This window comes from Streptomyces sp. VRA16 Mangrove soil (assembly GCF_017377775.1).
Lineage (GTDB): Bacteria > Actinomycetota > Actinomycetes > Streptomycetales > Streptomycetaceae > Streptomyces.
On record NZ_JAFVLN010000014.1, the window covers coordinates 184,572 to 209,005 of the forward strand.

Here is a 24,434-nt window from a genome sequence, read left to right on the forward strand (position 1 = left end):
GGGCCCCTTCTCATGTACTGCCGGTGGAGGCCGGCGTCAGTGCGCGGCCGCCGCGGGAACGAACGACGAGAACTCCGCCGCCAGTTCCTCGTGGACGCGCGCCTTGAGCAGGGTGCCCTCCGCGGTGTGCTCCTCGGAGATCACCTCGCCCTCGCTGTGCGCCCGCGCGACGAGCTTGCCCTGCGTGTACGGCACGAGGACCTCGATCTCGACCTCGGGCCGCGGCAGTTCGGCGTCGATGAGCGCGAGGAGCTCCTCGATGCCGGCGCCGGTGCGGGCCGAGACGGCGATCGCGTGCTTCTCGTTGCGCAGCAGGCGCTGCAGGACCAGCGGGTCCGCCGCGTCCGCCTTGTTGATCACCACGATCTCCGGTACGTCGGTGGCGCCGACGTCCCGGATCACCTCGCGCACGGCGGCGAGCTGCTCCTCGGGCACCGGGTGCGAACCGTCGACCACGTGCAGGATCAGGTCGGAGTCGCCGACCTCCTCCATCGTGGAGCGGAACGCCTCGACGAGGTGGTGCGGCAGGTGCCGGACGAAGCCGACCGTGTCGGCCAGCGTGTACAGGCGACCGCTCGGCGTCTCGGCCCGGCGCACGGTCGGGTCGAGGGTGGCGAACAGTGCGTTCTCCACCAGGACGCCCGCGCCCGTGAGGCGGTTGAGCAGCGAGGACTTGCCCGCGTTCGTGTACCCGGCGATGGCGACCGAGGGCACCTTGTTGCGCTTGCGCTCCTGGCGCTTGATGTCGCGGCCCGTCTTCATCTCCGCGATCTCACGGCGCATCTTCGCCATCTTCTCGCGGATCCGTCGCCGGTCCGTCTCGATCTTGGTCTCACCGGGACCACGGGTGGCCATGCCGCCACCGCCGCCGCCACCCATCTGCCGGGAGAGCGACTGACCCCAGCCGCGCAGGCGCGGCAGCATGTACTGCATCTGCGCGAGCGCGACCTGCGCCTTGCCCTCTCGGGACTTGGCGTGCTGGGCGAAGATGTCGAGGATCAGGGCGGTCCGGTCGACCACCTTGACCTTGACGACGTCTTCGAGGTGGATGAGCTGGCCGGGGCTGAGCTCACCGTCGCACACGACGGTGTCGGCTCCGGTTTCGAGGACGATGTCGCGCAGTTCCAGGGCCTTGCCGGAGCCGATGTACGTCGCCGCGTCGGGCTTGTCCCGGCGCTGGATGACGCCGTCGAGCACCAGCGCGCCCGCCGTCTCGGCGAGGGCGGCCAGCTCCGCGAGGGAGTTCTCCGCGTCGTGCACCGTGCCGGACGTCCACACGCCGACGAGGACGACGCGCTCCAGGCGGAGCTGTCGGTACTCGACCTCGGTGACGTCCTCGAGCTCCGTGGACAGACCGGCGACACGGCGCAGTGCCGCGCGCTCGGAACGGTCGTACTGATCACCGTCCCGGTCCGCGTCGATCTCTTGGCTCCAGGCGACGTCCTCTTCCATCAGGGCATCGGCCCGAAGACCTTCGGTGTAGTTCTGCGCGAAGCTCTGCGCGTCCTGGGAAGGGGAAGAAGAGGAGGTCATTGGATCCTTTACGTCGCTGGGGTTCGGGATGGTCTCGTACGTCACAACGCTCGGGCCGTCCCCGGGATTCCCGGCCGGCCCGCGCCGTCAGCCTGAAGATGGTCGCACGGGACGGGCCGTCTCGTCATCCGGGTTATTTCCCGCGCCGGGCGGGCCGAAGCCCCCGGGAGGGCGCTATTTCCGTGCCCTCTGTGCCGCCTGCGTCTTCCAGTCCGGGTGACCGGGCATCGGCGGGGTCTTCTTCCCGTACAGCCAGGCGTGGAAGAAGCCGCTCAGATCGCGCCCGGCCACGCGCGAGGCGAGGGCGGTGAAGTCCGCGGTGGTGGCCGTCGCGTCACGGTGCGTGCTGACCCACTCCCGCTCGACGCGCTCGAACTTCTCCTTGCCGATCTCCTGGCGCAGCGCGTACAGGACGAGCGCGCTGCCGTCGTAGACGACCGGGCGGAAGATGCTGATCTTCTGGCCGGGCTCGGGGGCCTTGGGAGCAGCCGGCGGCCCCCCTGAGGCGCGCCAGGCGTCGGAGTCGCGGTAGGCGTTGCGCATCCGCGTCTCCATCGGCCGGTCCGCCTTCTCCTGCGCGTACAGGGCCTCGTACCAGGTGGCGTGCCCTTCGTTGAGCCACAGGTCGGACCAGGTGTGCGGGCTGACGCTGTCGCCGAACCACTGGTGGGCGAGCTCGTGCACCATGATCGATTCGACGTACCACTTGGGGTACTCCTTGCGCGTGAACACCTCTCTCTCGAAGAGAGAGAGGGTCTGCGTCTCCAGTTCGAAGCCGGTGGTGGCTCCGGCGATCAGCACCCCGTAGTTCTCGAAGGGGTAGGGGCCGATCTTGTTCTCCATCCAGGCGAGCTGCGCGGGCGTCTTGTCGACCCACGGCTTGAGCGCCTCGATGTCCTTGGTGGGCACGACGTGGCGGACGGGGAGGCCGTGCGGCCCCTGCTGGTGGAGCACGGTGGAGCGGCCGATGGAGACCTGCGCCAGCTCGGTGGCCATGGGGTGGGCGGTGCGGTAGATCCAGCCGGTGGCCGTGTCGGTCCTGGCCTGCGCGACGGGCCGCCCGTTGGCGACCGCCGTGTACGCCTTCGGCGCCTTGATGCGGAAGGTGAACATGGCCTTGTCGGCGGGGTGGTCGTTGCACGGGAACACCCGGTGCGCGGCGTCCGCCTGGTTGGCCATGACGAGACCGTCGTCGGTGCGCACCCAGCCCACTTCGGTGTCCTTGTCGGGCATCGGGTCGCTGGTGTGCCGCACGGTGATCCGCAGCGGCGTCCCGGCCAGGACGGGCTGCGCGGGCGTCACGACCAGGTCCTCGCCGCCGGTCGCGAAGTCCGCGGGGGCGCCGTTGACCTCCACCGAGCGCACGGTGCCGTGCGAGAAGTCGAGGTTGACCCGGTCGAGCCGGGAGGTGGCGGTGGCGTCGATCCGGGTGACCGCGTCCAGGGGTTTGCTGTTGTCGCCCTTGTACGTGAAGGAGATGTCGTACGCGCGCACGTCGTACCCGGGGTTCCCCAGGTACGGGAAGAGCCGGTCGCCGATGCCGAGCGGCGTGGCGGGCCGGGGCGCGGCCGCGGCGAGCAGCGCGACGGAGGCACCGGCGGCGAGCAGCGCGCCGGTGCGGGAGGTTCGGGAGCTGAGCAGCATGAACTACGGCTATCAGCGCACCCCCGCCGGGTGGTGCGGCACACGCCGCACCCACTCGAACGAGACCCCCCGGCGTCCTACAGGGCGCCCGCCGCGGCGTGCTGGGCGCGCCCGACGTCGTACACCCCCGGCACGTTGCGCATCGCCCGCATGACGCCCTGGAGGTGCGAGGAACCCGGGAGCTGGAGCGTGTACGTGTGCCGGACGCGGCCCTGCGCGGGCGGTTCGACGGTCGCCGAGATGATGGCGACGCCCTCCAGCGCTATGGCTTCGGTCAGGTCGGCGAGCAGGTGCGGGCGGCTGAAGGACTCGGCGATCAGCGTCACCCGGTACTCGGCGGTCTCCGCGTCGGCCCAGCGCACGCCGATCTCCGGGCGCCCCGCGTCCTTCATGCGGGCCACCGCTGAGCACTCCACGCGGTGCACGGTGACGGCGCCGCCGCGCACGGCGAAGGCGGTCACCGCGTCGGGCGGTACGGGCGTGCAGCAGCCCGCGAGGCGGACGGTGGCCCCCGGCTGGTCCACCACGGCGTTCGCCGCGGAGGGGCGGGCCGAGGGGCCGCTGTAGGGGGCGCGGGGCGCGGACTCGGGCGCGCGCGGGCCCTCCGGGTGGGCGGTCAGCCAGCGGCGGATGGCGATACGGGCGGCGGGCGTACGGGCGTGGTCGAGCCAGTCGCGGGACGGCTCGGACGAGCCGTCCTGGTCCATGAGCAGCTGGACGGTGTCACCGTCCTTCAGGACCGTGCTGAGCGTCGCCAGGCGGCCGTTGACGCGGGCGCCGATGCAGGCGTGGGCGTCCTCGCCGTACTGCGCGTACGCGGCGTCCACGCAGCTGGCGCCCGCGGGCAGGCCGATCGTGCCGCCGTCGGGCCGGAAGACGGTGATCTCCCGGTCCTGCGCGAGGTCCTCCCTGAGGGTGGACCAGAACGTGTCGGCGTCGGGGGCCGACTCCTGCCAGTCCAGGAGGCGGGAGAGCCAGCCGGGCCGCGTCGGGTCGGAACGCTCGCCCAGGGTGTCCAGGTGCTCCTCGCCGGACGGCGCATAGGGATTGCCCAGTGCGACGACACCGGCCTCCGCCACCTTGTGCATCTGGTGCGTACGGATGAGGACTTCGGCGACCTCGCCGTCGCCGCGGGCCACGGCCGTGTGCAGCGACTGGTACAGGTTGAACTTCGGTACGGCGATGAAGTCCTTGAACTCCGAGACCACCGGCGTGAAACAGGTGTGCAGTTCGCCGAGGACGCCGTAACAGTCCGCGTCCTCGGAGACGAGGACGAGGAGCCGGCCGAAGTCGGCGCCGCGCAGCTCGCCGCGTTTCCGGAAGACGCGGTGGACGGAGACGGAGTGCCGCGGCCTGATGAGGACCTCGGCGTTCAGCCCCGCCTCGCGCAGCACGCCGCGCACCTCGTCGGCGATCTCGGCGAGGGGGTTCTCCTCGCGGGCCGCGTTCCGCGCGATGAGGGTCTGGGTGTGCGCGTGCTCCTCGGGGCGCAGGATCGCGAAGACCAGGTCCTCCAGTTCGGTCTTCAGGGCCTGCACGCCGAGGCGCTCGGCGAGCGGGATGAGGACGTCGCGGGTGACCTTGGCGATCCGTTCCTGCTTCTCCTGGCGCATGACGCCGAGCGTGCGCATGTTGTGCAGCCGGTCGGCGAGTTTGATCGACATCACACGGACGTCGTTGCCGGTCGCGACCAGCATCTTGCGGAAGGTCTCGGGCTCGGCCGCGGCGCCGTAGTCGACCTTCTCCAGCTTGGTCACGCCGTCGACCAGATAGGCGACCTCGGCCCCGAACTCCGTGCGCACCTGATCCAGCGTCACCTCGGTGTCCTCGACGGTGTCGTGGAGCAGGGAGGCGGTCAACGTCGTGGTCTCCGCGCCCAGTTCGGCGAGGATCAGCGTCACGGCCAGGGGGTGCGTGATGTACGGCTCGCCGCTCTTGCGCATCTGGCCGCGGTGCGAGGACTCGGCCAGTACATAGGCGCGGCGCAGCGGCTCCAGATCGGCGTCCGCGTAGTGCGCCCGGTGCGCCTCGGCCACATGGCCGATCGCATCGGGCAGGCGGTCCCGGGCGGCCGGGCCGAGCAGCGCGGCGCGGCCCAGACGCCGTAGATCGATCCTGGGGCGGCCACGCCTGCGCTGTGCTCCTGGCGTGATCGGCCCCGGGGTCGCGGGGTTGGTCGCCTCCGCACTCATGAGCACCTCCGGCTGGATCGACCGGCGGCGGGCTGGCGGGGGCACCCGTCCGGACCGGTGCTTGATGCTACCGAGCCCATCACGTGGCGCAGTCCCGCTCTCGCCCAGCGTGAAACGGATCACCCATTCGAGCGACACTTCACTGGTTTAGGGTTTCGGCGCTCGGACCGGCCTGACCGGCCGGGGGTCCGGGGGTTGTCCCCCGGGAAGGCACGGCGATCGACGCGAACCAGTCCGCGTCGATCTCGCCCTGGGCCACGATCACGGCCGGTCCGGTCATCTCGATCTCGCCGTCGGGCCGCTCGGTGATGGTCAGGCGCCCGCCGAGCACGTCGATCTCGTACGTCACCGGGGCGCCGGTGACGGCCGGGTCGAGGCCGTCGCGGCGGGCCGTGGCGACGGCCACCGCGCAGGCGCCGGTGCCGCAGGAGCGGGTCTCGCCGGAGCCGCGCTCGTGCACGCGCATGGCGACGTGGCGCGGGCCGCGGTCGACCACGAACTCGACGTTCACCCCGTCCGGGTAGGTGCTCGCCGGGGCGAACGGCGGCGGGTCGAGCAGGCGGCCCGCGTGCGCGAGGTCGGCGACGAAGGCCACCGCGTGCGGGTTGCCCATGTTCACGTTCCGCGCGGGCCAGGAGTGGTCGGCGGAGTCGGCCACGGTGACGGTGACCTCGCCCTCGGGGAGCGTCGCCCGGCCCATGCCGACCGTGACCAGGCCTTCCTTGTCGATGTGGACCTTCTTCACGCCGCCGCGGGTGGCCACGGCCAGATCGCCGCCGGTGACGTGTCCCGCGTGCTGGAGGTACCGGGCGAAGACCCGGACGCCGTTCCCGCACATCTCGGCGATCGAGCCGTCCCCGTTGCGGTAGTCCATGAACCATTCGGCCTCGGCGGCCAGGTGCCGTGCCTCGGGGTGGGCCGCGGAGCGCACGACGTGGAGGACACCGTCGGCGCCGATGCCGGCGCGGCGGTCGCACAGGGCGGCCACGACTGCCGGGGGCAGCTCGATCGCGTTCTCCGGGTCGGGGATGATCACGAAGTCGTTCTCGGTCCCGTGACCCTTGAGGAAGGTCGTCATTCGTCGATCGTACGAGATCGGTCGGACAAGCTGTCGGCGAGGGCGCTCAGCGCAGCCGGGCGACGCGCCAGACGGCCAGCACCGTGACGGCGGCGACCACGACCACGTACGCGCCCACGACCCGCCAGTCGGGCCAGCGGCCCGAGCCGCGGGGCGGGAGCCCGGGCAGCGTGTAGCCCACCCGGCGGGCCGCCATCAGGCCCCAGCCGGCCGCGCAGGAGCTGATCAGCAGGCCGAGCATGGCCACGACCGCGCCGCCGTCGCCGAACTCGAAGAACAGCGGGAAGGCGAACATCAGGGAGCCGATGGTGGCGAGCATCACGATGGGGGCGAGCTGCCAGATGCGGAGCCTGCGCTGCGGGCGCAGCTCGACCTGGACCTCGGCCGCCTCGTCCTGCGCGGCGAGCTCGTCGACGGACGGGCCGTCGGCGATCACGCCGTCCGGGGTCGTCTCAGGACCGTCGGCGCTCAACTGGTCGCCGCCTGGTGCGGTGTCTCGAGGGCCGGCCTCCATCGCCACGCGCCCTCCCACTCCGGACTGTCTGGTCGATCGATGGTCGATGATGGCACGGCCGCGGGGGCGGCGATGACCGCCCGGGCGTCCCGATGCCATCACGTGATCAGGCTGTAACCGGTCGTTCGACCAACGCCATTGCGCGCGCCGGGAGTTCCGCGCGGTCGGTGACAGCCCCACTGAGCCAATGCACCCGCGGGTCGCGGCGGAACCACGAGTCCTGGCGGCGCGCGAAGCGCTTGGTGGCGCGGACGGTCTCGGCGCGCGCCTCGTCCTCGGTGCACTCCCCCGCGAGCGCCGCGAGCACCTGCTGATAGCCCAGCGCACGCGAGGCCGTCCGCCCTTCGCGCAGTCCCTGGGCCTCCAGGGCGCGCACCTCGTCGACCAGTCCGGCCTCCCACATGCGGTCCACGCGCGTGGTGATGCGTTCGTCGAGTTCGGGCCGCTCGACGTCGACGCCGATCTGGACGGTGTCGTAGACGGAGTCGTGTCCCGGCAGGTTGGCCGTGAAGGGCTTGCCCGTGATCTCGATGACTTCGAGGGCGCGCACGATGCGGCGGCCGTTGCTGGGCAGGATCGCGGTGGCGGCCTCCGGGTCGGCGGCGGCGAGGCGGGCGTGCAGGACGCCGCTGCCGTGCCGCTCCAGCTCCTCCTCCAGGCGGGCGCGGACGGCGGGGTCGGTGCCGGGGAACTCCATCTTGTCGACGGCTCCCCTGACGTAGAGTCCCGAGCCGCCGACGAGGACGGGCCAGCGCCCCTCCGAGAGGAGGCGATCGATCTCGGCGCGGGCGAGCTTCTGGTACTCGGCGACGCTGGCCGCCTCGGTGACGTCCCAGATGTCCAGGAGGTGGTGCGGCACGCCCGCGCGCTCCTCGGGTGTCAGCTTGGCGGTGCCGATGTCCATCCCCCGGTACAACTGCATGGAGTCGGCGTTGACGACTTCTCCTCCCAGTTCCTTGGCGAGGAAGACTCCGAGATCCGACTTTCCGGCCGCGGTGGGACCGACGACGGCGATGACCCGCGGCGCGGGAGCTGCACTACTCACCGCCCCAGTCTCGCAAACCCCGCCACCACTTCTCGAACGAGCTACGTGACGGCGCGGGTCCGGGGTCGTTGCCTGTTGCGAGGTTCCAGCCGCCGGTTTTGCGGACCGGTGACCCGGGCGACGCAATGGGACGCACCGGGCAGGGCGGGATTTCGCCCACACGAGTAACGTATGGAGTTGAAATGGGCGTTTTTGCCATGTTTCGCCGGAAGGCCAAGGACACCGAGGAGGCGTCAACCCCCGAGGCGGCGGCCGCCACTCTGACGGCCGATCCCGAGGCGGAGGAGACTCCGGACGCCGAGGCGGCGCCCGAGGCCGCAGAGGCCGCCACGGCCGACGAGAAGGCCGAGTCCGCCGAGGAGGCGGAGGCCGCCGAGACCGTCGAGGCCGCTGCGAAGGAGAGCGTGGAGATCCCGAAGCAGCAGTCCGCCGAGCAGGCCGCCGACAACGAGGCCGGCGAGAGCGCCCGCAAGTAGCTCGAGCCGAATTCCTCGAGCCCCCACGAGGGAAGGTGGATCCATGGGCTTCCTGGACTCGATCAGAGCCAAGCTGAACAAGGACAAGGTCTCGGACCTCGCGCGCGAGCACGGGGACAAGATCGACCAGGGTCTGGACAAGGCCGCCAAGATGGCCGACGACAAGACCAAGGGCAAGTACAGCGACAAGATTCAGCAGGGCGCGGACAAGGCGAAGGACACCCTGGGCAAGCTCTCGGGCTCGAACGGCAAGGACGGCGGCACCCCGCCGTCGCCCCCCGCGGCGTCCTGACACCGCGCCCGGCACACATGGCGGACGGCCGCGAAGCCCGAGGGCTTCGCGGCCGTCGCCGTGTGCGGCACGTCGGGGTTACGTCCAGGAGGCGACGAAGTAGCCGACTCCGTAGGGGGCGTCCTCGTACAGGAGGCGCGCGCCGAGGCCGTCGTCGCAGTCGGCCCCCAGGAGGATCTGCCACGGTGAGCGGCCCGAGACCTTGAGCTCGCGGGCGAGGTCCGCGCTCAGGTTCGGGAGGAAGCCCTCGTGGTCGAGGGTGCGCAGTGCCTCGGCGATGCCCGCGTCGACGCCCTCGGCCCGCTCGTCCAGATAGCCGGGGGCCTTGACCGTGCGGCAGGCGGTGCCGTCGCCCATCACCAGCATGCCGACCCGGTCGGCCATGGTCGACAGGTGGACGCCGTCCTCGCCGTTGGTGGGCCAGGAGCGCTCGCCCGCCACTTCGTAGCCGCGCACCGCGCCGTCCCAGCCCGCGCGCGCGAGCAGCCAGGCGCCGACCGCGAGGGACGGCGGCAGCGTCACGTCCACGGCGCCGGCCGGGGCGCCGAGGACCACGTCGACATCGACGCCGAAGGGGCGGAAGGAGCCGCGGGCCCCCGCCTCGTGGAACGTCGTGCGCCCGCCCTCGCCGACGACCACGATCAGGTCGGGCCGTGCGGCGACCACCGCGCCGATCGCCTCGTCGCAGGCCGCGCGCGCGGCGTCCAGTTCCGGGGCCGCACCGGCGGCGACCTCGGGCACGAGCAGGGGCGGGCAGGGGCAGACGGCGGCGGCGACAAGCATGATCGGCAGCCTACTCGCCGGGCGGCCGCCAGTAGTCGGGGACGGTCCCGTCGGGGTCCGGCCGGCCGGCCGAGGTGTGCCGGGCCGCGGTTCCGCTCCGGCCCGCGCCGCCGGCCCGCTCCCCCGCGCTCCATACCAACTCCGCGAGGCAGTAGCGCAGCCGGTACTCGGTCAGCGCGCCCTGGATCTCCACGTAGTACGTGCCGTCGTCCCGGCGGAACACGTCGCGGCCCTGCTCGCGCAGCGTGCTGCTGAAGCGATGCGTGCACGCCGTCTCGTACAGCCTGCGGTGCGCCTGCTCCCGCGTGCCGTCGAAGCGCGCCACGGGGACGACGTCGTACACGTCGCCCCTGGCGTGCTCCACCGTGATCACCCAGCGCGCCATGGCCCGCTCCCCCGTGTCGGTGTGTCCGGTCAGTCGACGGCGCAGCCTCCGGTGACCGCGGGCAGCGGCTCCGGGACGCCGACCTTGGGCAGGCCCAGCAGGACGCCGGCCTTCTTGTCCTGCGTCTCCTGGGTGCGCTTCTCCCACGCGTCGCCCGCGCGCGTGCGGCGCACGTTCAGGACCTCGCCCTCGGCGAGCAGGTGGTGCGGGGCCGCGTACGTGATCTCGACCGTGACCACGTCGCCGGGGCGGACCTCCTGGTCGGGCGCGGTGAAGTGGACCAGGCGATTGTCGGGGGCGCGGCCGGAGAGGCGGTGCGTGGCGCCGTCCTTGCGGCCCTCGCCCTCGGCGACCATCAGGTCCAGGGTGCGGCCGACCTGCTTCTTGTTCTCCTCCCAGGAGATCTCCTCCTGAAGGGCGACCAGACGCTCGTAGCGCTCCTGCACGACCTCCTTGGGGACCTGGTTCTCCATGGTCGCGGCCGGCGTTCCGGGGCGCTTGGAGTACTGGAAGGTGAAGGCGTTGGTGAAGCGGGCCTCGCGGACCACGTGCAGGGTCTGCTCGAAGTCCTCCTCGGTCTCGCCGGGGAAGCCCACGATGATGTCGGTCGAGATCGCGGCGTCCGGCATGGCGGCACGGACCTTCTCGATGATGCCGAGGAACCGGTCCTGCCGGTACGAGCGGCGCATCGCCTTCAGGACCGTGTCGGAACCGGACTGCAGCGGCATGTGGAGCTGCGGCATCACGTTCGGGGTCTCGGCCATGGCGGCGATCACGTCGTCGGTGAAGTCGCGCGGGTGCGGGGAGGTGAAGCGGACGCGCTCCAGGCCCTCGATGCCGCCGCAGGCACGCAGCAGCTTGCTGAAAGCCTCGCGGTCGCCGATGTCCGAGCCGTACGCGTTCACGTTCTGGCCGAGCAGCGTGATCTCGGAGACGCCCTCGCCGACCAGGGCCTCGATCTCGGCGAGGATGTCGCCGGTGCGGCGGTCCTTCTCCTTGCCGCGCAGCGCCGGGACGATACAGAAGGTGCACGTGTTGTTGCAGCCGACGGAGATGGAGACCCAGGCGGCGTAGGCGCTCTCGCGGCGCGTGGGCAGCGTGGAGGGGAACGCCTCCAGGGACTCGGCGATCTCGACCTGCGCCTCCTCCTGGACGCGGGCGCGCTCCAGCAGGACCGGCAGCTTGCCGATGTTGTGCGTGCCGAAGACGACGTCCACCCAGGGCGCCTTCTTCACGATGGTGTCGCGGTCCTTCTGGGCGAGACAGCCGCCGACGGCGATCTGCATGCCGGGGCGCGCGGTCTTCCGCGGGGCGAGCCGGCCGAGGTTGCCGTAGAGCTTGTTGTCGGCGTTCTCGCGCACGGCGCACGTGTTGAAGACGACCACGTCGGCGTCGCCGTCGGAGCCCTCGGGGGCGCGGACGTAACCGGCGCCCTCCAGGAGGCCCGACAGACGCTCGGAGTCGTGGACGTTCATCTGGCACCCGTAAGTGCGTACTTCATAGGTCTTGGGGGCGTGAACGTCCACTGCCTGGCTCCGGTCGCTGCTGATGGTCATGCAACAAGGGTAGGCGGTCCCCGCAGCCCCTCCGCCCCCGCTGTCAGTAGGCGGTGCTCCGTCCTTCCAGGCGGCTCCGGAGGAACGTGAACTTCGCGTCACTGTCTGCGGCCGCAGCGGGTTCAAACCTCTCTCCCGTCTCCATCACGAGCGGCCGTTCCGTGCGCACGGCGGGCCAGGCAGGCAGTGGCCGGGCACGCCGGTGGGCGGGCACGCCGGTGGGCGGGGCTGTTGGGGTCGCCGGTCGCCGCGAGGTTCACGACGTACGAGGAGAAGGTCTCGGCGGCCTCCCGGCCGCGGGCGGTCCACTGCCTTGCGGTGCCGTCGCGGCAGGCCGCCGAAGAGGTGGTAGAGGTCGCGTCCGTGGTAGGCGCCCGCCGTCGCGGCGTCCTGCGTGGACGTGATCGGGTTCGTGGGGTCCGTGCCCTCGGACGGGGCGTCCGGCGCGTTGATCTTCGTGACGATCTCGTCGGTCGGCAGGGCGCGCAGCCCTGCGAGGGACGAGGCGCCCGCATACGCGGCGAACGCGGTGCCGTTCGCCACGTGACCGAGGGCAGGGTCCTTCGTGTACCGGAGGCCGCAGGAGGCAGCGCGCGGGCAAGGACCGACCCCCGCTCGCCGCATGAGCGCCCCGCACGGTATTTTGAACACGTTCAACCCGCCGTGGTTGGCATGCAGGTGACATGGAGGGGGCGCCATGAAGGTCGTACTGGCAGGGGGCACGGGTCAGGTGGGCGGCGTGCTGAGGCGCGCGCTCGCCGCCGCAGGACACGAGGTCGTGGTCCTGAGCAGGCGACCCACGCGCGCGGGTGAGGTGGCGTGGGACGGCCGTACGCAGGGCGCCTGGGTCAAGGAGATCGACGGCAGCGACGTCGTCGTCAACCTGGCCGGGCGCAGCGTCAGTTGCCGCTACACGCCCGAGAACCTGCGCGCGATGATGGATTCCCGGGTCGACTCGGCCCGCGCGGTCGGCGAGGCCGTCGCCGGGGCGGGCCGGCCGCCCGCGCTGTGGCTCCAGATGAGTACGGCCACGATCTACGCGCACACCTTCGGCGCCCCGCACGACGAGGCGTCCGGCGTCATCGGCGGCACCGAGCCCGGCGTCCCGCGCTACTGGGCGTACAGCGTCGACATCGCCCGCGCCTGGGAGCGCGCGCAGCGGGAGGCGGCGACCCCGGACACCCGCAAGGTCGCCCTGCGCGCGGCCATGGTGATGAGCCCGGACCGGGGCGGTGTCTTCGACGTCCTGTCGTGGCTCGCGCGGCTGGGACTGGGCGGTCCGGTGGCGGGCGGGCGGCAGTACGTCTCGTGGATCCACGACGGGGACTTCGTGCGCGCGGTGGAGTTCCTGATCGCCCGCGACGACCTGTCGGGGCCGGTGAATCTGGCCGCCCCGCACCCGCTTCCGCAGCGCGACCTCATGCGGGTGCTGCGCCGGGCCCACCGCGTCCCGGTCGGACTGCCCGCCACGCGCGCGATGGCGGAGCTGGGCGCGTTCGCGCTGCGCTCCGACACCGAGCTCCTGCTCAAGAGCCGCAGGGTGGTGCCCGGCCGGTTGCTGGACGCGGGGTTCTCCTTCACCCACGAACGCTGGGAGACGGCGTCGCGCGACCTCGCGCGGCGCCGGCGGGCGCCGGGTCGCCCTCACCGAGTGTGACCGTCCGCGGACACTGCGACCCTGGTCAGCCCGGTCCTTGTTTGGCAGGATCGCGCCCATGCCGCAGGCCCCCTTCCGGACGTTCCGCATCACCCGCCGCCGCGCCCTCACCGGCTCCGTGGTGGGGCTCGTGGTGTTCGGGCTGCTCCTGTGGTGGCTGCTGCCGCTGGGCGACCGGTCGCCGGGCGGCAAGGTCACGTTCAGCACGGGCACGCGCAACGGCGTGTACGTGCGCTACGGCAACCTCCTCGACAAGGCCCTGGCCCACGACCTGCCGCGGCTCGACGTGACGCTCGACGAGAGCCAGGGCTCGTGGGACAACGTCGCGCGGGTCGCCACCGGCAAGGCCGACTTCACCATCGCCGCGGCCGACGCCGTCGCCAAGTACCAGGACGAGGGCCTGCCCGGCGCGGACCGGCTGCGCGGCTGCGCCCGCCTCTACGACGACTACATGCAGCTGATCGTGCCCGCGACGTCCGGGGTGGAGAAGGTCGCCGACCTGCGCGGCAAGAAGGTCGCCGTGGGCGGGGTGCGGTCCGGGGTGCGGCTGATCGCCGAAAAGGTGCTGGCCGCCGCGGGCCTGGACATCGACAAGGACGTCACACCGGTCGGCATGGGCATCAACGACATGGCCGACGCGCTGAGGTCGAAGGAGATCGACGCGTTCTTCTGGTCGGGCGGCCTGCCCACCAACAACGTCAAGGAACTCTCCGAGCAGTACCCGATACGGCTCGTCGAGATGGGCAGCCTGCTGGACAGGCTGCGCAAGCAGAGCGACGCCTCGGCGCGCTACTACCGCGCCGCCGTGATGCCCGCCGACGCCTACCCGGCCGCCCAGCACGGCAAGACCGTCAGCACGCTGGCGGTGGCGAACCTCCTGGTGACGACGGACCGTACGTCCACGGAGCTGACCGAGGCCGTGACCCGGACCGTCATCGACAGCCGCGACAAGATCGGTGCCCAGGTACACGCGGCCCAGCTCGTCGACCTCCGCACTGCGGTCTACACGGATCCCCTCCCCCTCCACGAGGGCGCCCGCCGCTACTACCGCTCGGTGAAACCCTGACCGCAGCATCTCGGCCACACCCGGGCTGCCTCGGGCGATCCGCCGGGCCCCTCGCCTTGGTCAATCCGCCGATCCCCTCGCCTTGGTCAATCCGCCGAGCCCCCTCGCCTTGGTCAATCCGCCGATCCCCGAAGCCTTGGGCAATCTGCCGCCATGGGCGGCAGGGTGGGCAAGGCGGCACCCCGGCGCGGGGTGAGCGCTCAAACCGGCCTCCAGCTCGGTCCCGGGCGCTTTGTTGCCGGTTGCGCGCTCGGGGGGGGCCGGTCGCGCCCGCGCGGCGGAGCCGCAGATCGACACAGCCCCGCGCCCCTGACGGGGCCGAGGCCCCGCTACCCCTCCCGCGCCGCAGGCACCGGCGCCGTCCGCGGCACCCGCACCGTCACCTTCAACCCGTGCGGCTCGTGATGCGCGTACGAGATGGAGCCGCCCCCCGCGGTGAGCAGCGCCCGCGAGATGGACAACCCCAGCCCCGACCCCTTGATGTTCTGGTGCCGCCCACTGCGCCAGAACCGGTCCCCGATCCGCGCGAGCTCCTCCTCGCGCAGCCCCGGCCCGCCGTCGGCGACCTCGATGGCCGTACTCCCCCCGTTGGCTCGCACCGTGACCCGGACCTCCTCACCGCGCGGCGTGAACTTCAGCGCGTTGTCCACCACCGCGTCCAGCGCACTGGACAGTGCGACAGGGTCGGCCCACCCGGTGGCGGCCGGGCAGTCCGCGACCAGCCGCACGCCCTTGCCCTCGGCGGTCAGCCGCCACGCCTCGACGCGCTCGGCGGCCAGCTCCCCGATGTCCGTCAACTGCAGGTCGGCGGCGGCGTGTTCGGCGAGCGCCAGGTCCAGCAGGTCGTCCAGGACCCGGGCCAGCCGCTTGCCCTCGGCCTGGACCGACGCGATCTCCTCGTTCCCCTCCGGCAGTTCGTAGGACAGCACCTCGATCCGCAGCAGCAGCGCCGCGAGCGGGTTGCGCAACTGGTGCGAGGCGTCGGCGACGAAGGCGCGCTGCTGCTCCAGGACGTCCTCGACGTTGTCCGCCATCTCGTTGAACGACCGGGCCAGGCGCCGGAGTTCCGGCGGCCCGCCCGCCGCCGCGACCCGCGACTTCAGCCGCCCGGTGGCGATGTCGTGCGTGGTCGCGTCGAGCACCCGCACCGGCCGCAGGATCCAGCCCGTCAATCGCAGCGCCGCACCCACGGCGAGCAGCATCGCGGCGGCCTCGCCGACCGCGATCACCAGCCAGCCGCGCAGCGTCTTGGCCCGCATCGTGCCCGTCGGCGAATCGGTGACGACGACGGCGACGACGTCCCCGTCCCGGACGACGGGCGAGGCCACCACGATCCGCCCGTGCCGCTGCCACGGCCACACCTGCGGCGGATCGTGACTCCCGCGCGAGTACAGCGCCTCGTCGAAGGCCGAGCGCAACTGCCCGCTGCCGGGCACCTGGAACGTGACCGGCGCCCGCCCCATCGGCGGCACGTCGAGGTCGCGGTAGAAGACCCCGGCGCGGATCCCGTACACCTCGTAGTAGCGGGCGAGTTCCTTCTGCAGCGTCTGGCGCCGCTCGTCGGTCACCGTCTCGCCGGTGTCCTCGGCGGCGGAACCGGCGGGCCCGGCCCCCGTCCCCGTACTGACGAACTGCGCGAGCGAGGCGAACCGGGCGGTGTCGTCGATCCGGTCCACCACGACCTTCTGCTGCTGTGCCGACGCCACGCTCACCGCGAGCGGAAAGCCGAGCGCGAGCAGTACGCCCGCCATGAGGACGATGAGCAGCGGAAGAAGCCGTGTGCGCACCCGTGATCCCGCCTGTTGCTACGCGGCCGGGGCGACGAGCCGGTACCCGACGCCGCGCACGGTCTCGATGAGGGCCGGCATGCGCAACTTGGAGCGGAGCGAGGCGACGTGCACCTCCAGGGTGCGTCCGGTCCCCTCCCAACTGGTGCGCCACACCTCGGAGATGATCTGTTCCCGCCGGAAGACGACACCGGGCCGCTGCGCGAGCAGGGCCAGCAGGTCGAACTCCTTGCGGGTGAGCTGGACGGCGGCCCCCTGCACCGTCACCCGCCGCGTGGGCAGATCGATGACCACATCACCGAACCGCACCTCCTGGGAGGGCGTCACGGCGGTGTCACCGGGCACGCTGCGCCGGCTGACCGCGTGGATACGGGCGAGCAGCTCCCCGGTGTCGTACGGCTTCACGACGTAGTCGTCGGCGCCGAGATTGAGCCCGTGGATCCGGGACCGTACGTCCGCGCGCGCGGTCACCATGATCACGGGCGTCGAGGTCCGCTTGCGGATCTTGCCGCACACCTCGTACCCGTCCTGGTCGGGCAGGCCCAGATCGAGCAGGACGACCCCGAAGGCGGCGGCTTCCGGGACGAGCGCCTGCAACGCCTCCTCGCCGTTGCGGGCGTGGTGCACCTCGAAGCCGTGCCGGGACAGGACCGCCGACAGGGCCGCGGCCACGTGATCGTCGTCCTCGACGAGCAGCAGTCTCATTCCGGCCCCCTTAGGTTCGTCGTCCGTACATCGAAAAGTGCGAGCACAAGGCATCCACTCCGATGGATAAGGACGGCGTCAAGAGGCTTCTGGTTACGTCCGTGTTCCGTTATGCAGCCGGTACGCGGAACCCTGTCCCCTTCACGCATAGTGCCCGGTTGCGACCGGATCGTTATGCTCAATTTCCCCTCAGATGTAATGACGCTGGTCGTACGGCGTTACTACTGTCCTCCCAACCGAGGAGGATGGAGCAAGACCCCGATGACCGAAGTTTCGGTGACCAAGGACGCCACTCCCCCCGCGGGCGACGCGCTGGTCGCACTGAGCCGAGTCAACAAGCACTTCGGCGCGCTGCACGTGCTCCAGGACATCGACCTGACCATCGCGCGCGGCGAGGTGGTGGTCGTCATCGGCCCGTCGGGCTCCGGCAAGTCGACCCTGTGCCGCACGATCAACCGCCTGGAGACCACCGACTCCGGCGACATCACGATCGACGGCAAGCCGCTGCCCCAGGAGGGCAAGGAGCTGGCCAGACTGCGTGCGGACGTGGGAATGGTCTTCCAGTCCTTCAACCTCTTCGCGCACAAGACGGTGCTCGAGAACGTGACGCTGGGGCAGATCAAGGTCCGCAAGGTGTCCAAGGCGCAGGCCGAGGAGAAGGCCCGTGCCCTGCTCGACCGGGTCGGCGTGGGCGCCCAGGCCGACAAGTACCCGGCGCAGCTCTCCGGCGGCCAGCAGCAACGTGTCGCCATCGCGCGCGCGTTGGCGATGGACCCGAAGGTCATGCTCTTCGACGAGCCGACGTCCGCGCTCGACCCGGAGATGATCAACGAGGTCCTCGAGGTGATGCAGCAGCTCGCCCGGGACGGCATGACGATGGTCGTGGTCACGCACGAGATGGGCTTCGCCCGCTCCGCCGCGAACCGGGTCGTCTTCATGGCGGACGGCCGCATCGTCGAAGAGTCCACTCCGGACCAGTTCTTCAGCAACCCGCGCAGCGATCGGGCCAAGGACTTCCTGTCGAAGATCCTGCACCACTAGACGCGCGCCCGCACGTGCGCCCTCACGCCCTTGAGTGAGGCCCCGCGCGCGCGTGTTGAGTTTTCCGACTGCCGAATCTGCCGACACGAAGGATGTTCACCATGAAGCTCCGCAAGGTCACCGCCGCGGCCTCCGTCGCCCTGGCTCTCGCCGTCACCGCCACCGCCTGCGGCGGCGACAACAAGGACGACAAGGGCTCCGGCGGTGGCGGCAAGAAGATCACCATCGGCATCAAGTTCGACCAGCCGGGTGTGGGCCAGAAGACCCCGGACGGCAAGTACAAGGGCTTCGACGTCGACGTCGCCACCTACGTGGCCAAGCAGCTCGGCTACTCCGCGGACAACATCGAGTGGAAGGAAGCCAAGAGCGCCGACCGCGAGACGATGCTGCAGCGCGGTGACGTGGACTTCATCGCCGCCTCGTACTCGATCAACGACGAGCGCGCCGCCAAGGTCGACTTCGCGGGTCCTTACCTCCTCGCCCACCAGGACATCCTGGTCCGTGCGGACGACAACTCCATCAAGAGCCCCAAGGACCTGAACAACAAGAAGCTCTGCTCGGTGACGGGTTCGACGTCCGCGCAGAACGTCAAGGACAAGCTGGCCCCCAAGGCCCAGCTCCAGGAGTACGGCGGCTACTCGGAGTGCATCACCGGCCTGGAGAACAAGGCCGTCGACGCGCTGACCACCGATGACGACATCCTCGCCGGTTACGCCGCGCAGGCCGAGTTCAAGGGCAAGTTCAAGCTCGGCGGCTTCAAGATGACCAACGAGAACTACGGCATCGGCGTCAAGAAGGGCAGCGACCTCAAGGCCAAGATCAACACGGCCCTGGAGAAGATGGTCTCGGACGGTTCCTGGGAGAAGGCCGTGGAGGCCAACTTCGGCCCGGCGAACTACAAGAACGAGCCCGCGCCGAAGATCGGCAACATCGTCAAGTGACGCGGTGACACCGGTCGCGGCGGCCCGCACCCCTGACGGGCGGACCGCCGCGCCCCGTCCTCACCAGGCAGCCCTCCACACACGCGGAAGCGCGGGAGATCGTGTTCGACTTTCTTGAAGGTTACGACCTGCTGGGAGCGTTCTGGGTGACGGTGAAACTCACCGCTCTCTCAGCCGTCGGCTCCCTCATATGGGGAACCCTGCTGGCCGGCATGCGAGTCGGCCCGGTGCCCGTGATGCGCGCCTTCGGCACGGCGTACGTCAACATCGTGCGGAACATCCCTCTGACGATCATCATCGTGTTCACGTCGCTGGGCCTGTTCCAGACCCTGGGGATCAACCTCGGGGCCACTGACTTCGACACGATCAACTTCCGCCTCGCGGTGCTCGGCTTCATCGCCTACACCTCCGCGTTCGTCTGCGAGGCACTGCGCTCGGGCATCAACACGGTGCCGGTCGGCCAGGCCGAGGCGGCCCGCGCGATCGGTCTGAGCTTCAACCAGGTGCTGCGGCTCGTGATCCTGCCCCAGGCCTTCCGCTCCGTCGTGGGCCCCCTGACGAACGTACTGATCGCCCTCACCAAGAACACCACGGTGGCCTCGGCGATCGGTGTGGCCGAGGCCGCGGCCCTGATGAAGAAGATGATCGAGAACGAGGCCCAACTCCTGCTGATCGCGGCCGTCTTCGCGCTGGGCTTCATCATCCTGACGCTGCCGACCGGCCTCATCCTCAACTGGGTCGGCAAGAAGGTGGCGGTGAAGCGATGACCTCGGTCCTCTACGACGCCCCCGGCCCCCGGGCCAAGCGGCGCAACATCCTCTACACGCTTCTCTTCCTCATTGCCTTCGCTGCCGCCGCCTGGTGGGTGTACAAGGAGCTGGACAGCAAGAACCAGCTCGACTGGGTGAAGTGGAAGCCGTTCTTCACCGACAGCCGCGCCTGGTCGACGTACATCTGGCCGGGTCTGGAGAACACCCTCAAGGCCGCCGCGTTCGCCATGGTCATCGCGCTGCCGCTCGGCGCGTTCTTCGGCATCGCGCGCCTCTCCGACCACCTGGCGGTGCGCCTCCCGTCCAGCGTCGTCATCGAGTTCTTCCGCGCCATCCCTGTCCTCCTCCTCATGTTCTTCGCGAACCAGGCATACAGCCAGTTCACGAACGTGTCGTCGGACGACCGCCCCCTCTACGCCGTCATCACCGGCCTGGTGCTCTACAACGCCTCGGTGCTGGCCGAGGTCGTCCGCGCCGGCATCCTCGCCCTGCCCAAGGGACAGGCTGAGGCCGCGTACGCCATCGGTATGCGCAAGGGCCAGGTCATGCGGTCGATCCTGCTGCCGCAGTCGGTGACCGCGATGCTGCCGGCCATCGTCAGCCAGCTGGTCGTCATCGTGAAGGACACCGCGCTGGGCGGCGCACTGCTCAACTACGACGAACTCCTCGCGGCCGTTCGTCCGCTGAGCGCCGCCTACGGGGCGAACACCATCGCCTGCTTCACGGTCGTGGCCGTCATCTTCGTCGCGATCAACTTCACCCTCACCACGTTCGCCTCCTGGCTCGAAGGCCGGCTGCGGCGGGGGAAGAAGTCCACGGGCGCGGTCCTTCCCGCGGCGGCCGTCGCGGGCACCCAGTCGGCGGGAGCCGAATTCTGACGCTTCGTCGGACGGTCGCTGGACCGTTGAGGTATCACGGAGGCAGTGGCGTCGTCGCCACTGCCTCCGTCACTTGACGCAAGCACCGGCAATGGGTTGCATACGCTCTGTGAACGCGCACCCCGCTCCAACTGCCCCTTCTTGTACGTCCAGTACGCCGCCCCAGCGGCCGCTCCGGGCAGGAGGAGCCGCGCCGTGGATCCGGTGATCGTCGTCGGCGCGGGTCCCGTCGGGCTCACGCTGTCCCTCGCGCTCGCCCGGCACGGCGTACCCTCCGTCGTCCTCGACGAAGGCCCCGGCAAGGACGAACCGCGGCCGGCCCGTACGGTCGTGCTGCGCGAGGACACCGCCGCGCTCGCCGAGCGGCTCTCCGGTACGTCGTTCGAGGCGGTCGGCGCCCGGTGGACGGGCTGGCGCTCGATGCGCCGCAAGCAGGAGATGCGCGCCCTGGTGTTCGGCGACGATCTGCCCGCCCCGCTGCACATCGCCCAGCACGAGCTGACCGGCGCACTGCGCGCGGCGGCCGCCGAGGAACGGCTGATCAAGGTCTCCGTCGACAGCCGCCTCGACTCGATCGACGAGGACAAGACCGGTCTGACGGCGCACACCCGCGGACCCAAGGGCACCTGGTGGCGCGGCAGTTACCTGGTCGGCTGCGACGGTCCGCGCTCCACGGTGCGCAAGCTCCTCGACATCCGCTTCCCCGGGCGGACGGCCGTCGAGCGGCACGCCGTCGCCGCGCTGCGCACGGAACTTCCGTGGCCCGGCGAGGCGTTGCTTCATCGGAGCCCGCCGTGGCGGACGTCCGGGCCGTCCGGTGCGGAGGTCGTCGGCCGCCCCCTGGCCGACGGCGTCTGGCGCCTGGACTGGCTGCTGCCGCCGCGCAGCGACCTGGTCACGCCCGATGTCCTGGTGGCCCGCATCCGGGAGACGCTGGCGGGCTGGTGCGGCGGGTCCACGCCCCCGTACGAACTGCTCGACACGGGCGTGCACACCGTCCACCACCGGCTCGCCCGGCGCTGGCGCGTGGGCCGCGCCTTCCTCGCCGGGGACGCCGCGCACCTGCTCGGCGCGCTCGGCACCCAGGGCCTGGACGAGGGGCTGCGCGACGCCGACAACCTCGCCTGGAAACTGGCCCTGGCCTGGCACGACGGGCGGGGGCCCGCCCCCGACACGCTGCTCGACAGCTACCAGGCGGAGCGCCGCGCCGTCGTCGCGAGCCGGCTGCGCGCCGCCGACCAGGCCCTGCCGATACTGCGCGGCAGCGGAGGCCTGCGCTCGTACGTACCCGGGGCCGCCCGGGGTCACGACGCCCTGCTCACGGACGGCCACCTGGGGCACGGGCCGCTGGGCGCGCCGGGGGCGTACGCCGACTCCCCGCTGGCGCCTCCACGCACCGAGTCGCAGGTGGATGTGGGCACGGCACCCGGTGCCCCGGTCACCGACGTGCGGGTGACGGCGCCCGACGGCTCCTTCGTCCGGCTGCGCGACCGGCTCGGTCTCGGGCAGCTGCTCGTCGTGCTCGTGGCGCCCGGCACCGGCGTGTGGGACCGCAAGCACTGGATGTCCGCCGGCCTCATGCCCCGGCTCGCGGCCGCCGTCTCCGCGCTGCCGCACGAGGCCGAACTGCTCGTCACGGAGAGCTACCCGGACGCCCCCGCCCACACGGTACTGCTGATCCGGCCCGACGGGCATCTGGTCACGGCACTCAGCGGCGTACGCCCCGCGGAGCTGTACGACGCGGCGCGCACGGTGCTAGGCGGACCGGACGCAGGATCGCAGGAACCCGCCGCGACGGCGTCGGAGGTGAGCGGCGCGTCCTGAGAGCCGGTTGACCGGCTCCGACCGTCATGGTCTACTCCGGATCGTGACGACTGTTGACACCTGCGTGCGCCTGTGGCGGCGAGTCCATATGGACCTCGTCCGCTATGCGGGCTGCGTGTGTCGCCCGTCCTGCTGAATTCGCCTTCTCCACCTTCTTCACGCGCGTCTCCGACCCTCCGACCGCCTTCTGTGTCGGGTGCCGAGCCGGTGGCGCGCGTCCTTCGCGAACCTTCAGGACCCAGGACGGTATCCGTGTCTCTTCCCACGACGCCCCTGCCCACGCCCACGTCCAGGCCGGCCTCCGCGTCGGCGTCCACCGGGGCGCCCACGCAGGCCGATCTCCTCGACTTCGTCCGCCGCACCGCCGCGGACCGCGACCTCGTCGCCTCACTACCGCTCGATCCCGAAGGCCGTACCTGGGTGCGGCTCGAAGGGCCGGGCGGCAGTGAGGCCTGGCTCATCGGCTGGCCGCCGGGCACCGGCACCGGCTGGCACGACCACGCCGACTCGGTCGGCGCCTTCCTCACCGCGTCCGGCGCGCTGAAGGAGAACTCGCTCGCCGCCCGGCTGCCCACCGACGGCTGGAAGACCCTGGAACTCTCCGAAGGAGTCGACAGGGAACGCCGATTGACGGAAAGTCAGGGGCGCGCCTTCGGCCGTCACCACGTCCACGAGGTCCTGAACGAGTCCACCACCGAGCACGCCGTCTCGGTGCACGCCTACTATCCGCCGCTCCCGCAGATCCGCCGCTACAGCCGTAGTGGCCAGGTGCTGCGTCTTGAGTCGGTGGAGCGTCCGGAGGACTGGCAGTGAGCACTCCTTCCATCCCGCCCGTCGGCATCGACGAACTCCTGGAACGGGTGCGGTCCGGGCTCGACCGGGTCGGGGCGCAAGACGCCTTCGCCGCGGCGTCGGCGGGCGAGGCCCTCCTCGTCGACATCCGATACGCGGCCCTGCGCGAGCGCGACGGGCTGATCCCCGGCGCCCTGGTGGTCGAGCGCAACGAACTGGAGTGGCGCCTCGACCCCCGGGGCAGCCATCGCGCCCCGGAGGCGACCGGCCACGATCTGCGGATCGTGGTGATCTGCAACGAGGGCTACGCGTCGAGTCTCGCGGCCGCCTCCCTGCACCAGTTGGGGCTGCACCGGGCGACGGACCTGGTGGGCGGGTTCCAGGCGTGGCGGGCGGCCGGGCTGCCGGTGGACCGCACGCGTACGGACTAGGTGTATTGGCCCGGAGCGTTGTTCACACGGTTGATGGGTGGCTGGCCGTCGAGTGCGGTGTGGCAGCGGTGGTGGTTGTAGGTGTGCAGGAAGTCTGTCAGGGCTGCGGTGCGTTCGGTGTTGCTGGTGTAGGGCCGCAGGTAGGCCCATTCGTCGAGGAGGGTGCGGTTGAAGCGTTCGACCTTGCCGTTGGTCTGGGGCCGGTAGGCGCGGGTGAGTTTGCCGGCCGCGCCGAGGTCGGCCAGGGCCTGCTGCCAGGCGAAGCTTTTGCGGTAGGGCCAGGCGTTGTCGGTCAGGACTCGCTCGACGCGGTCGATGCCGCAGGCGGCGAAGAAGGCTGCTGCGCGACGCAGGAAAGCAGCGCAGGTGACGGCCTTCTCGTCCGCGTGGACTTCGCTGTAGGCGAGGCGGGTGTGGTCGTCGACGGCGGAGTGGATGTAGTCGAAGCCCATGTTGCTGCGGGTGGCCCGGCCGGCCTGGCGGCCCAGGGCCTTGTGGCCGCCGCCGTCGGGGATCCGGCCGAGCTTTTTGACGTCGACGTGGATCAGTTCGCCGGGCCGTTCGCGTTCGTAGCGGCGGATGACCTGGCCGGTGGGCCGGTCCAGGTGGGTGAGGCGGTTCAGGCCGTGCCGGACCAGGATCCGGTGCACGGTCGAGGCGGGCAGGCCCAGGACCGGGCCGAGTCGTGCCGGGCCCAGCTTGCGGTCCTGGCGCAGGCGGCAGACGCGGGCCTCCACGTCCGCCGGGGTGCGGTGCGGTGTTGTGCGCGGTCGGCTGGAGCGGTCCTGCAGTCCTTGTTCGCCTTCGGACCGCCAGCGGCGGATCCACTTGTGGGCCGTTGCGCGGGAGATGCCCATCTCGGCTGCGACATGGGCGACGGGACGGCCAGACCGGACACGCTCGACCAGCAGTCGCCTGCCATGAACGGTCAGGCGGGCATTACGATGGGACACGAAGGCCTCCGTGCGGTGAAGATTCGACACCTCCACCACACACGGGGGCCTTCGCCACGAACAAGACCAGGAAGCGTCAACAACGCTCGTG

Annotated in this window: 25 protein-coding genes; 12 read left to right on the top strand and 13 right to left on the bottom strand. The window is 71.1% G+C overall.

The window, feature by feature from the left end; genetic code table 11:
- Positions 1-36: 36 nt before the first annotated feature.
- From hflX to miaA, 6 genes are all read right to left on the bottom strand, one after another.
- A complete protein-coding gene (gene hflX, locus J3486_RS31745) occupies positions 37-1,533 on the bottom strand; it encodes a GTPase HflX (RefSeq protein ID WP_207826553.1) in 1,497 nt (498 codons plus the stop codon).
- Positions 1,534-1,707: 174 nt separating this feature from the next.
- A complete protein-coding gene (locus J3486_RS31750) occupies positions 1,708-3,177 on the bottom strand; it encodes a M1 family metallopeptidase (RefSeq protein ID WP_207826554.1) in 1,470 nt (489 codons plus the stop codon).
- Between the two features lie 77 nt (positions 3,178-3,254).
- Entirely contained in the window at positions 3,255-5,369 is a 2,115-nt protein-coding gene (locus tag J3486_RS31755; RefSeq protein WP_207826555.1) for a bifunctional (p)ppGpp synthetase/guanosine-3',5'-bis(diphosphate) 3'-pyrophosphohydrolase, read from the bottom strand.
- Between the two features lie 139 nt (positions 5,370-5,508).
- On the bottom strand, positions 5,509-6,447 hold the full coding sequence (dapF, locus tag J3486_RS31760) for a diaminopimelate epimerase (protein WP_229378907.1): 939 nt from the start codon (positions 6,445-6,447) through the stop codon (positions 5,509-5,511).
- 46 nt (positions 6,448-6,493) lie between these two features.
- On the bottom strand, positions 6,494-6,961 hold the full coding sequence (locus J3486_RS31765; RefSeq protein ID WP_229378940.1) for a hypothetical protein: 468 nt from the start codon (positions 6,959-6,961) through the stop codon (positions 6,494-6,496).
- 106 nt (positions 6,962-7,067) lie between these two features.
- Positions 7,068-8,006 carry a tRNA (adenosine(37)-N6)-dimethylallyltransferase MiaA gene (gene miaA / locus J3486_RS31770; protein WP_207826557.1) on the bottom strand — a complete coding sequence of 313 codons (939 nt, stop codon included), beginning with the start codon at positions 8,004-8,006 and terminating at the stop codon, positions 7,068-7,070.
- Positions 8,007-8,203: 197 nt separating this feature from the next.
- On the opposite strand from miaA, the gene J3486_RS31775 reads away from it, so the two are divergent.
- Entirely contained in the window at positions 8,204-8,482 is a 279-nt protein-coding gene (locus J3486_RS31775) for a hypothetical protein (RefSeq protein WP_307805017.1), read from the top strand.
- A gap of 43 nt (positions 8,483-8,525) precedes the next feature.
- The gene (locus J3486_RS31780) at positions 8,526-8,774 is read left to right on the top strand and encodes an antitoxin (RefSeq protein ID WP_207826559.1); all 249 of its coding nucleotides are present in this window, start codon (positions 8,526-8,528) and stop codon (positions 8,772-8,774) included.
- A 78-nt stretch (positions 8,775-8,852) separates the two neighbouring features.
- On the opposite strand, the gene J3486_RS31785 is transcribed toward J3486_RS31780, so the two are convergent.
- The 4 genes from J3486_RS31785 to J3486_RS31800 all read right to left on the bottom strand — a co-directional run bounded on the left by J3486_RS31785 (position 8,853) and on the right by J3486_RS31800 (position 12,041).
- Positions 8,853-9,557 (bottom strand): class III extradiol dioxygenase subunit B-like domain-containing protein, encoded by a 705-nt coding sequence (locus tag J3486_RS31785; RefSeq protein ID WP_207826560.1) that lies wholly within the window; start codon positions 9,555-9,557, stop codon positions 8,853-8,855.
- A 10-nt stretch (positions 9,558-9,567) separates the two neighbouring features.
- On the bottom strand, positions 9,568-9,942 hold the full coding sequence (locus J3486_RS31790) for a hypothetical protein (RefSeq protein ID WP_207826561.1): 375 nt from the start codon (positions 9,940-9,942) through the stop codon (positions 9,568-9,570).
- 29 nt (positions 9,943-9,971) lie between these two features.
- The gene (miaB, locus tag J3486_RS31795) at positions 9,972-11,498 is read right to left on the bottom strand and encodes a tRNA (N6-isopentenyl adenosine(37)-C2)-methylthiotransferase MiaB (protein ID WP_207826562.1); all 1,527 of its coding nucleotides are present in this window, start codon (positions 11,496-11,498) and stop codon (positions 9,972-9,974) included.
- Positions 11,499-11,642: 144 nt separating this feature from the next.
- The gene (locus J3486_RS31800) at positions 11,643-12,041 is read right to left on the bottom strand and encodes a hypothetical protein (protein WP_207826563.1); all 399 of its coding nucleotides are present in this window, start codon (positions 12,039-12,041) and stop codon (positions 11,643-11,645) included.
- A 154-nt stretch (positions 12,042-12,195) separates the two neighbouring features.
- On the opposite strand from J3486_RS31800, the gene J3486_RS31805 reads away from it, so the two are divergent.
- Together J3486_RS31805 and J3486_RS31810 are read left to right on the top strand one after the other, a co-directional pair.
- The gene (locus J3486_RS31805; RefSeq protein WP_207826564.1) at positions 12,196-13,155 is read left to right on the top strand and encodes a TIGR01777 family oxidoreductase; all 960 of its coding nucleotides are present in this window, start codon (positions 12,196-12,198) and stop codon (positions 13,153-13,155) included.
- A gap of 58 nt (positions 13,156-13,213) precedes the next feature.
- The gene (locus J3486_RS31810; RefSeq protein ID WP_207826565.1) at positions 13,214-14,221 is read left to right on the top strand and encodes a TAXI family TRAP transporter solute-binding subunit; all 1,008 of its coding nucleotides are present in this window, start codon (positions 13,214-13,216) and stop codon (positions 14,219-14,221) included.
- A 329-nt stretch (positions 14,222-14,550) separates the two neighbouring features.
- Here the strand turns inward: J3486_RS31810 and J3486_RS31815 are convergent, their stop codons facing one another.
- Both J3486_RS31815 and J3486_RS31820 read right to left on the bottom strand, forming a co-directional pair.
- The gene (locus J3486_RS31815; RefSeq protein ID WP_207826566.1) at positions 14,551-16,008 is read right to left on the bottom strand and encodes a HAMP domain-containing sensor histidine kinase; all 1,458 of its coding nucleotides are present in this window, start codon (positions 16,006-16,008) and stop codon (positions 14,551-14,553) included.
- An 18-nt stretch (positions 16,009-16,026) separates the two neighbouring features.
- Positions 16,027-16,713 carry a response regulator transcription factor gene (locus tag J3486_RS31820; protein WP_207826568.1) on the bottom strand — a complete coding sequence of 229 codons (687 nt, stop codon included), beginning with the start codon at positions 16,711-16,713 and terminating at the stop codon, positions 16,027-16,029.
- A gap of 261 nt (positions 16,714-16,974) precedes the next feature.
- On the opposite strand from J3486_RS31820, the gene J3486_RS31825 reads away from it, so the two are divergent.
- The 8 genes from J3486_RS31825 (at position 16,975) to J3486_RS31855 (ending at position 23,390) form a co-directional block, all read left to right on the top strand.
- The gene (locus tag J3486_RS31825) at positions 16,975-17,754 is read left to right on the top strand and encodes an amino acid ABC transporter ATP-binding protein (protein ID WP_207826570.1); all 780 of its coding nucleotides are present in this window, start codon (positions 16,975-16,977) and stop codon (positions 17,752-17,754) included.
- 101 nt (positions 17,755-17,855) lie between these two features.
- Entirely contained in the window at positions 17,856-18,695 is an 840-nt protein-coding gene (locus J3486_RS31830) for a glutamate ABC transporter substrate-binding protein (RefSeq protein ID WP_207826572.1), read from the top strand.
- A 101-nt stretch (positions 18,696-18,796) separates the two neighbouring features.
- Positions 18,797-19,462 (top strand): amino acid ABC transporter permease, encoded by a 666-nt coding sequence (locus tag J3486_RS31835; protein ID WP_207826573.1) that lies wholly within the window; start codon positions 18,797-18,799, stop codon positions 19,460-19,462.
- Positions 19,459-20,343 carry an amino acid ABC transporter permease gene (locus J3486_RS31840; protein ID WP_207826575.1) on the top strand — a complete coding sequence of 295 codons (885 nt, stop codon included), beginning with the start codon at positions 19,459-19,461 and terminating at the stop codon, positions 20,341-20,343. The genes J3486_RS31835 and J3486_RS31840 overlap by 4 nt, the downstream gene beginning before the upstream one ends.
- A 195-nt stretch (positions 20,344-20,538) precedes the next feature.
- Positions 20,539-22,167 (top strand): FAD-dependent monooxygenase, encoded by a 1,629-nt coding sequence (locus tag J3486_RS31845; RefSeq protein WP_207826577.1) that lies wholly within the window; start codon positions 20,539-20,541, stop codon positions 22,165-22,167.
- Between the two features lie 64 nt (positions 22,168-22,231).
- The gene (locus tag J3486_RS45270) at positions 22,232-22,303 is read left to right on the top strand and encodes a putative leader peptide (protein WP_309544753.1); all 72 of its coding nucleotides are present in this window, start codon (positions 22,232-22,234) and stop codon (positions 22,301-22,303) included.
- Between the two features lie 116 nt (positions 22,304-22,419).
- Positions 22,420-22,980: a cysteine dioxygenase gene (locus tag J3486_RS31850; protein WP_307805018.1), complete on the top strand. Its 561-nt coding sequence runs from the start codon at positions 22,420-22,422 to the stop codon at positions 22,978-22,980.
- Complete coding sequence (locus J3486_RS31855; protein WP_207826579.1) at positions 22,977-23,390, top strand: rhodanese-like domain-containing protein; 414 nt, start codon at positions 22,977-22,979, stop codon at positions 23,388-23,390. Before J3486_RS31850 ends, J3486_RS31855 begins: the two co-directional genes overlap by 4 nt.
- Here the strand turns inward: J3486_RS31855 and J3486_RS31860 are convergent.
- Complete coding sequence (locus J3486_RS31860; RefSeq protein ID WP_207826581.1) at positions 23,387-24,343, bottom strand: IS481 family transposase; 957 nt, start codon at positions 24,341-24,343, stop codon at positions 23,387-23,389. The two genes, J3486_RS31855 and J3486_RS31860, sit on opposite strands and share 4 nt — an antisense overlap.
- Positions 24,344-24,434 lie beyond the last annotated feature (91 nt).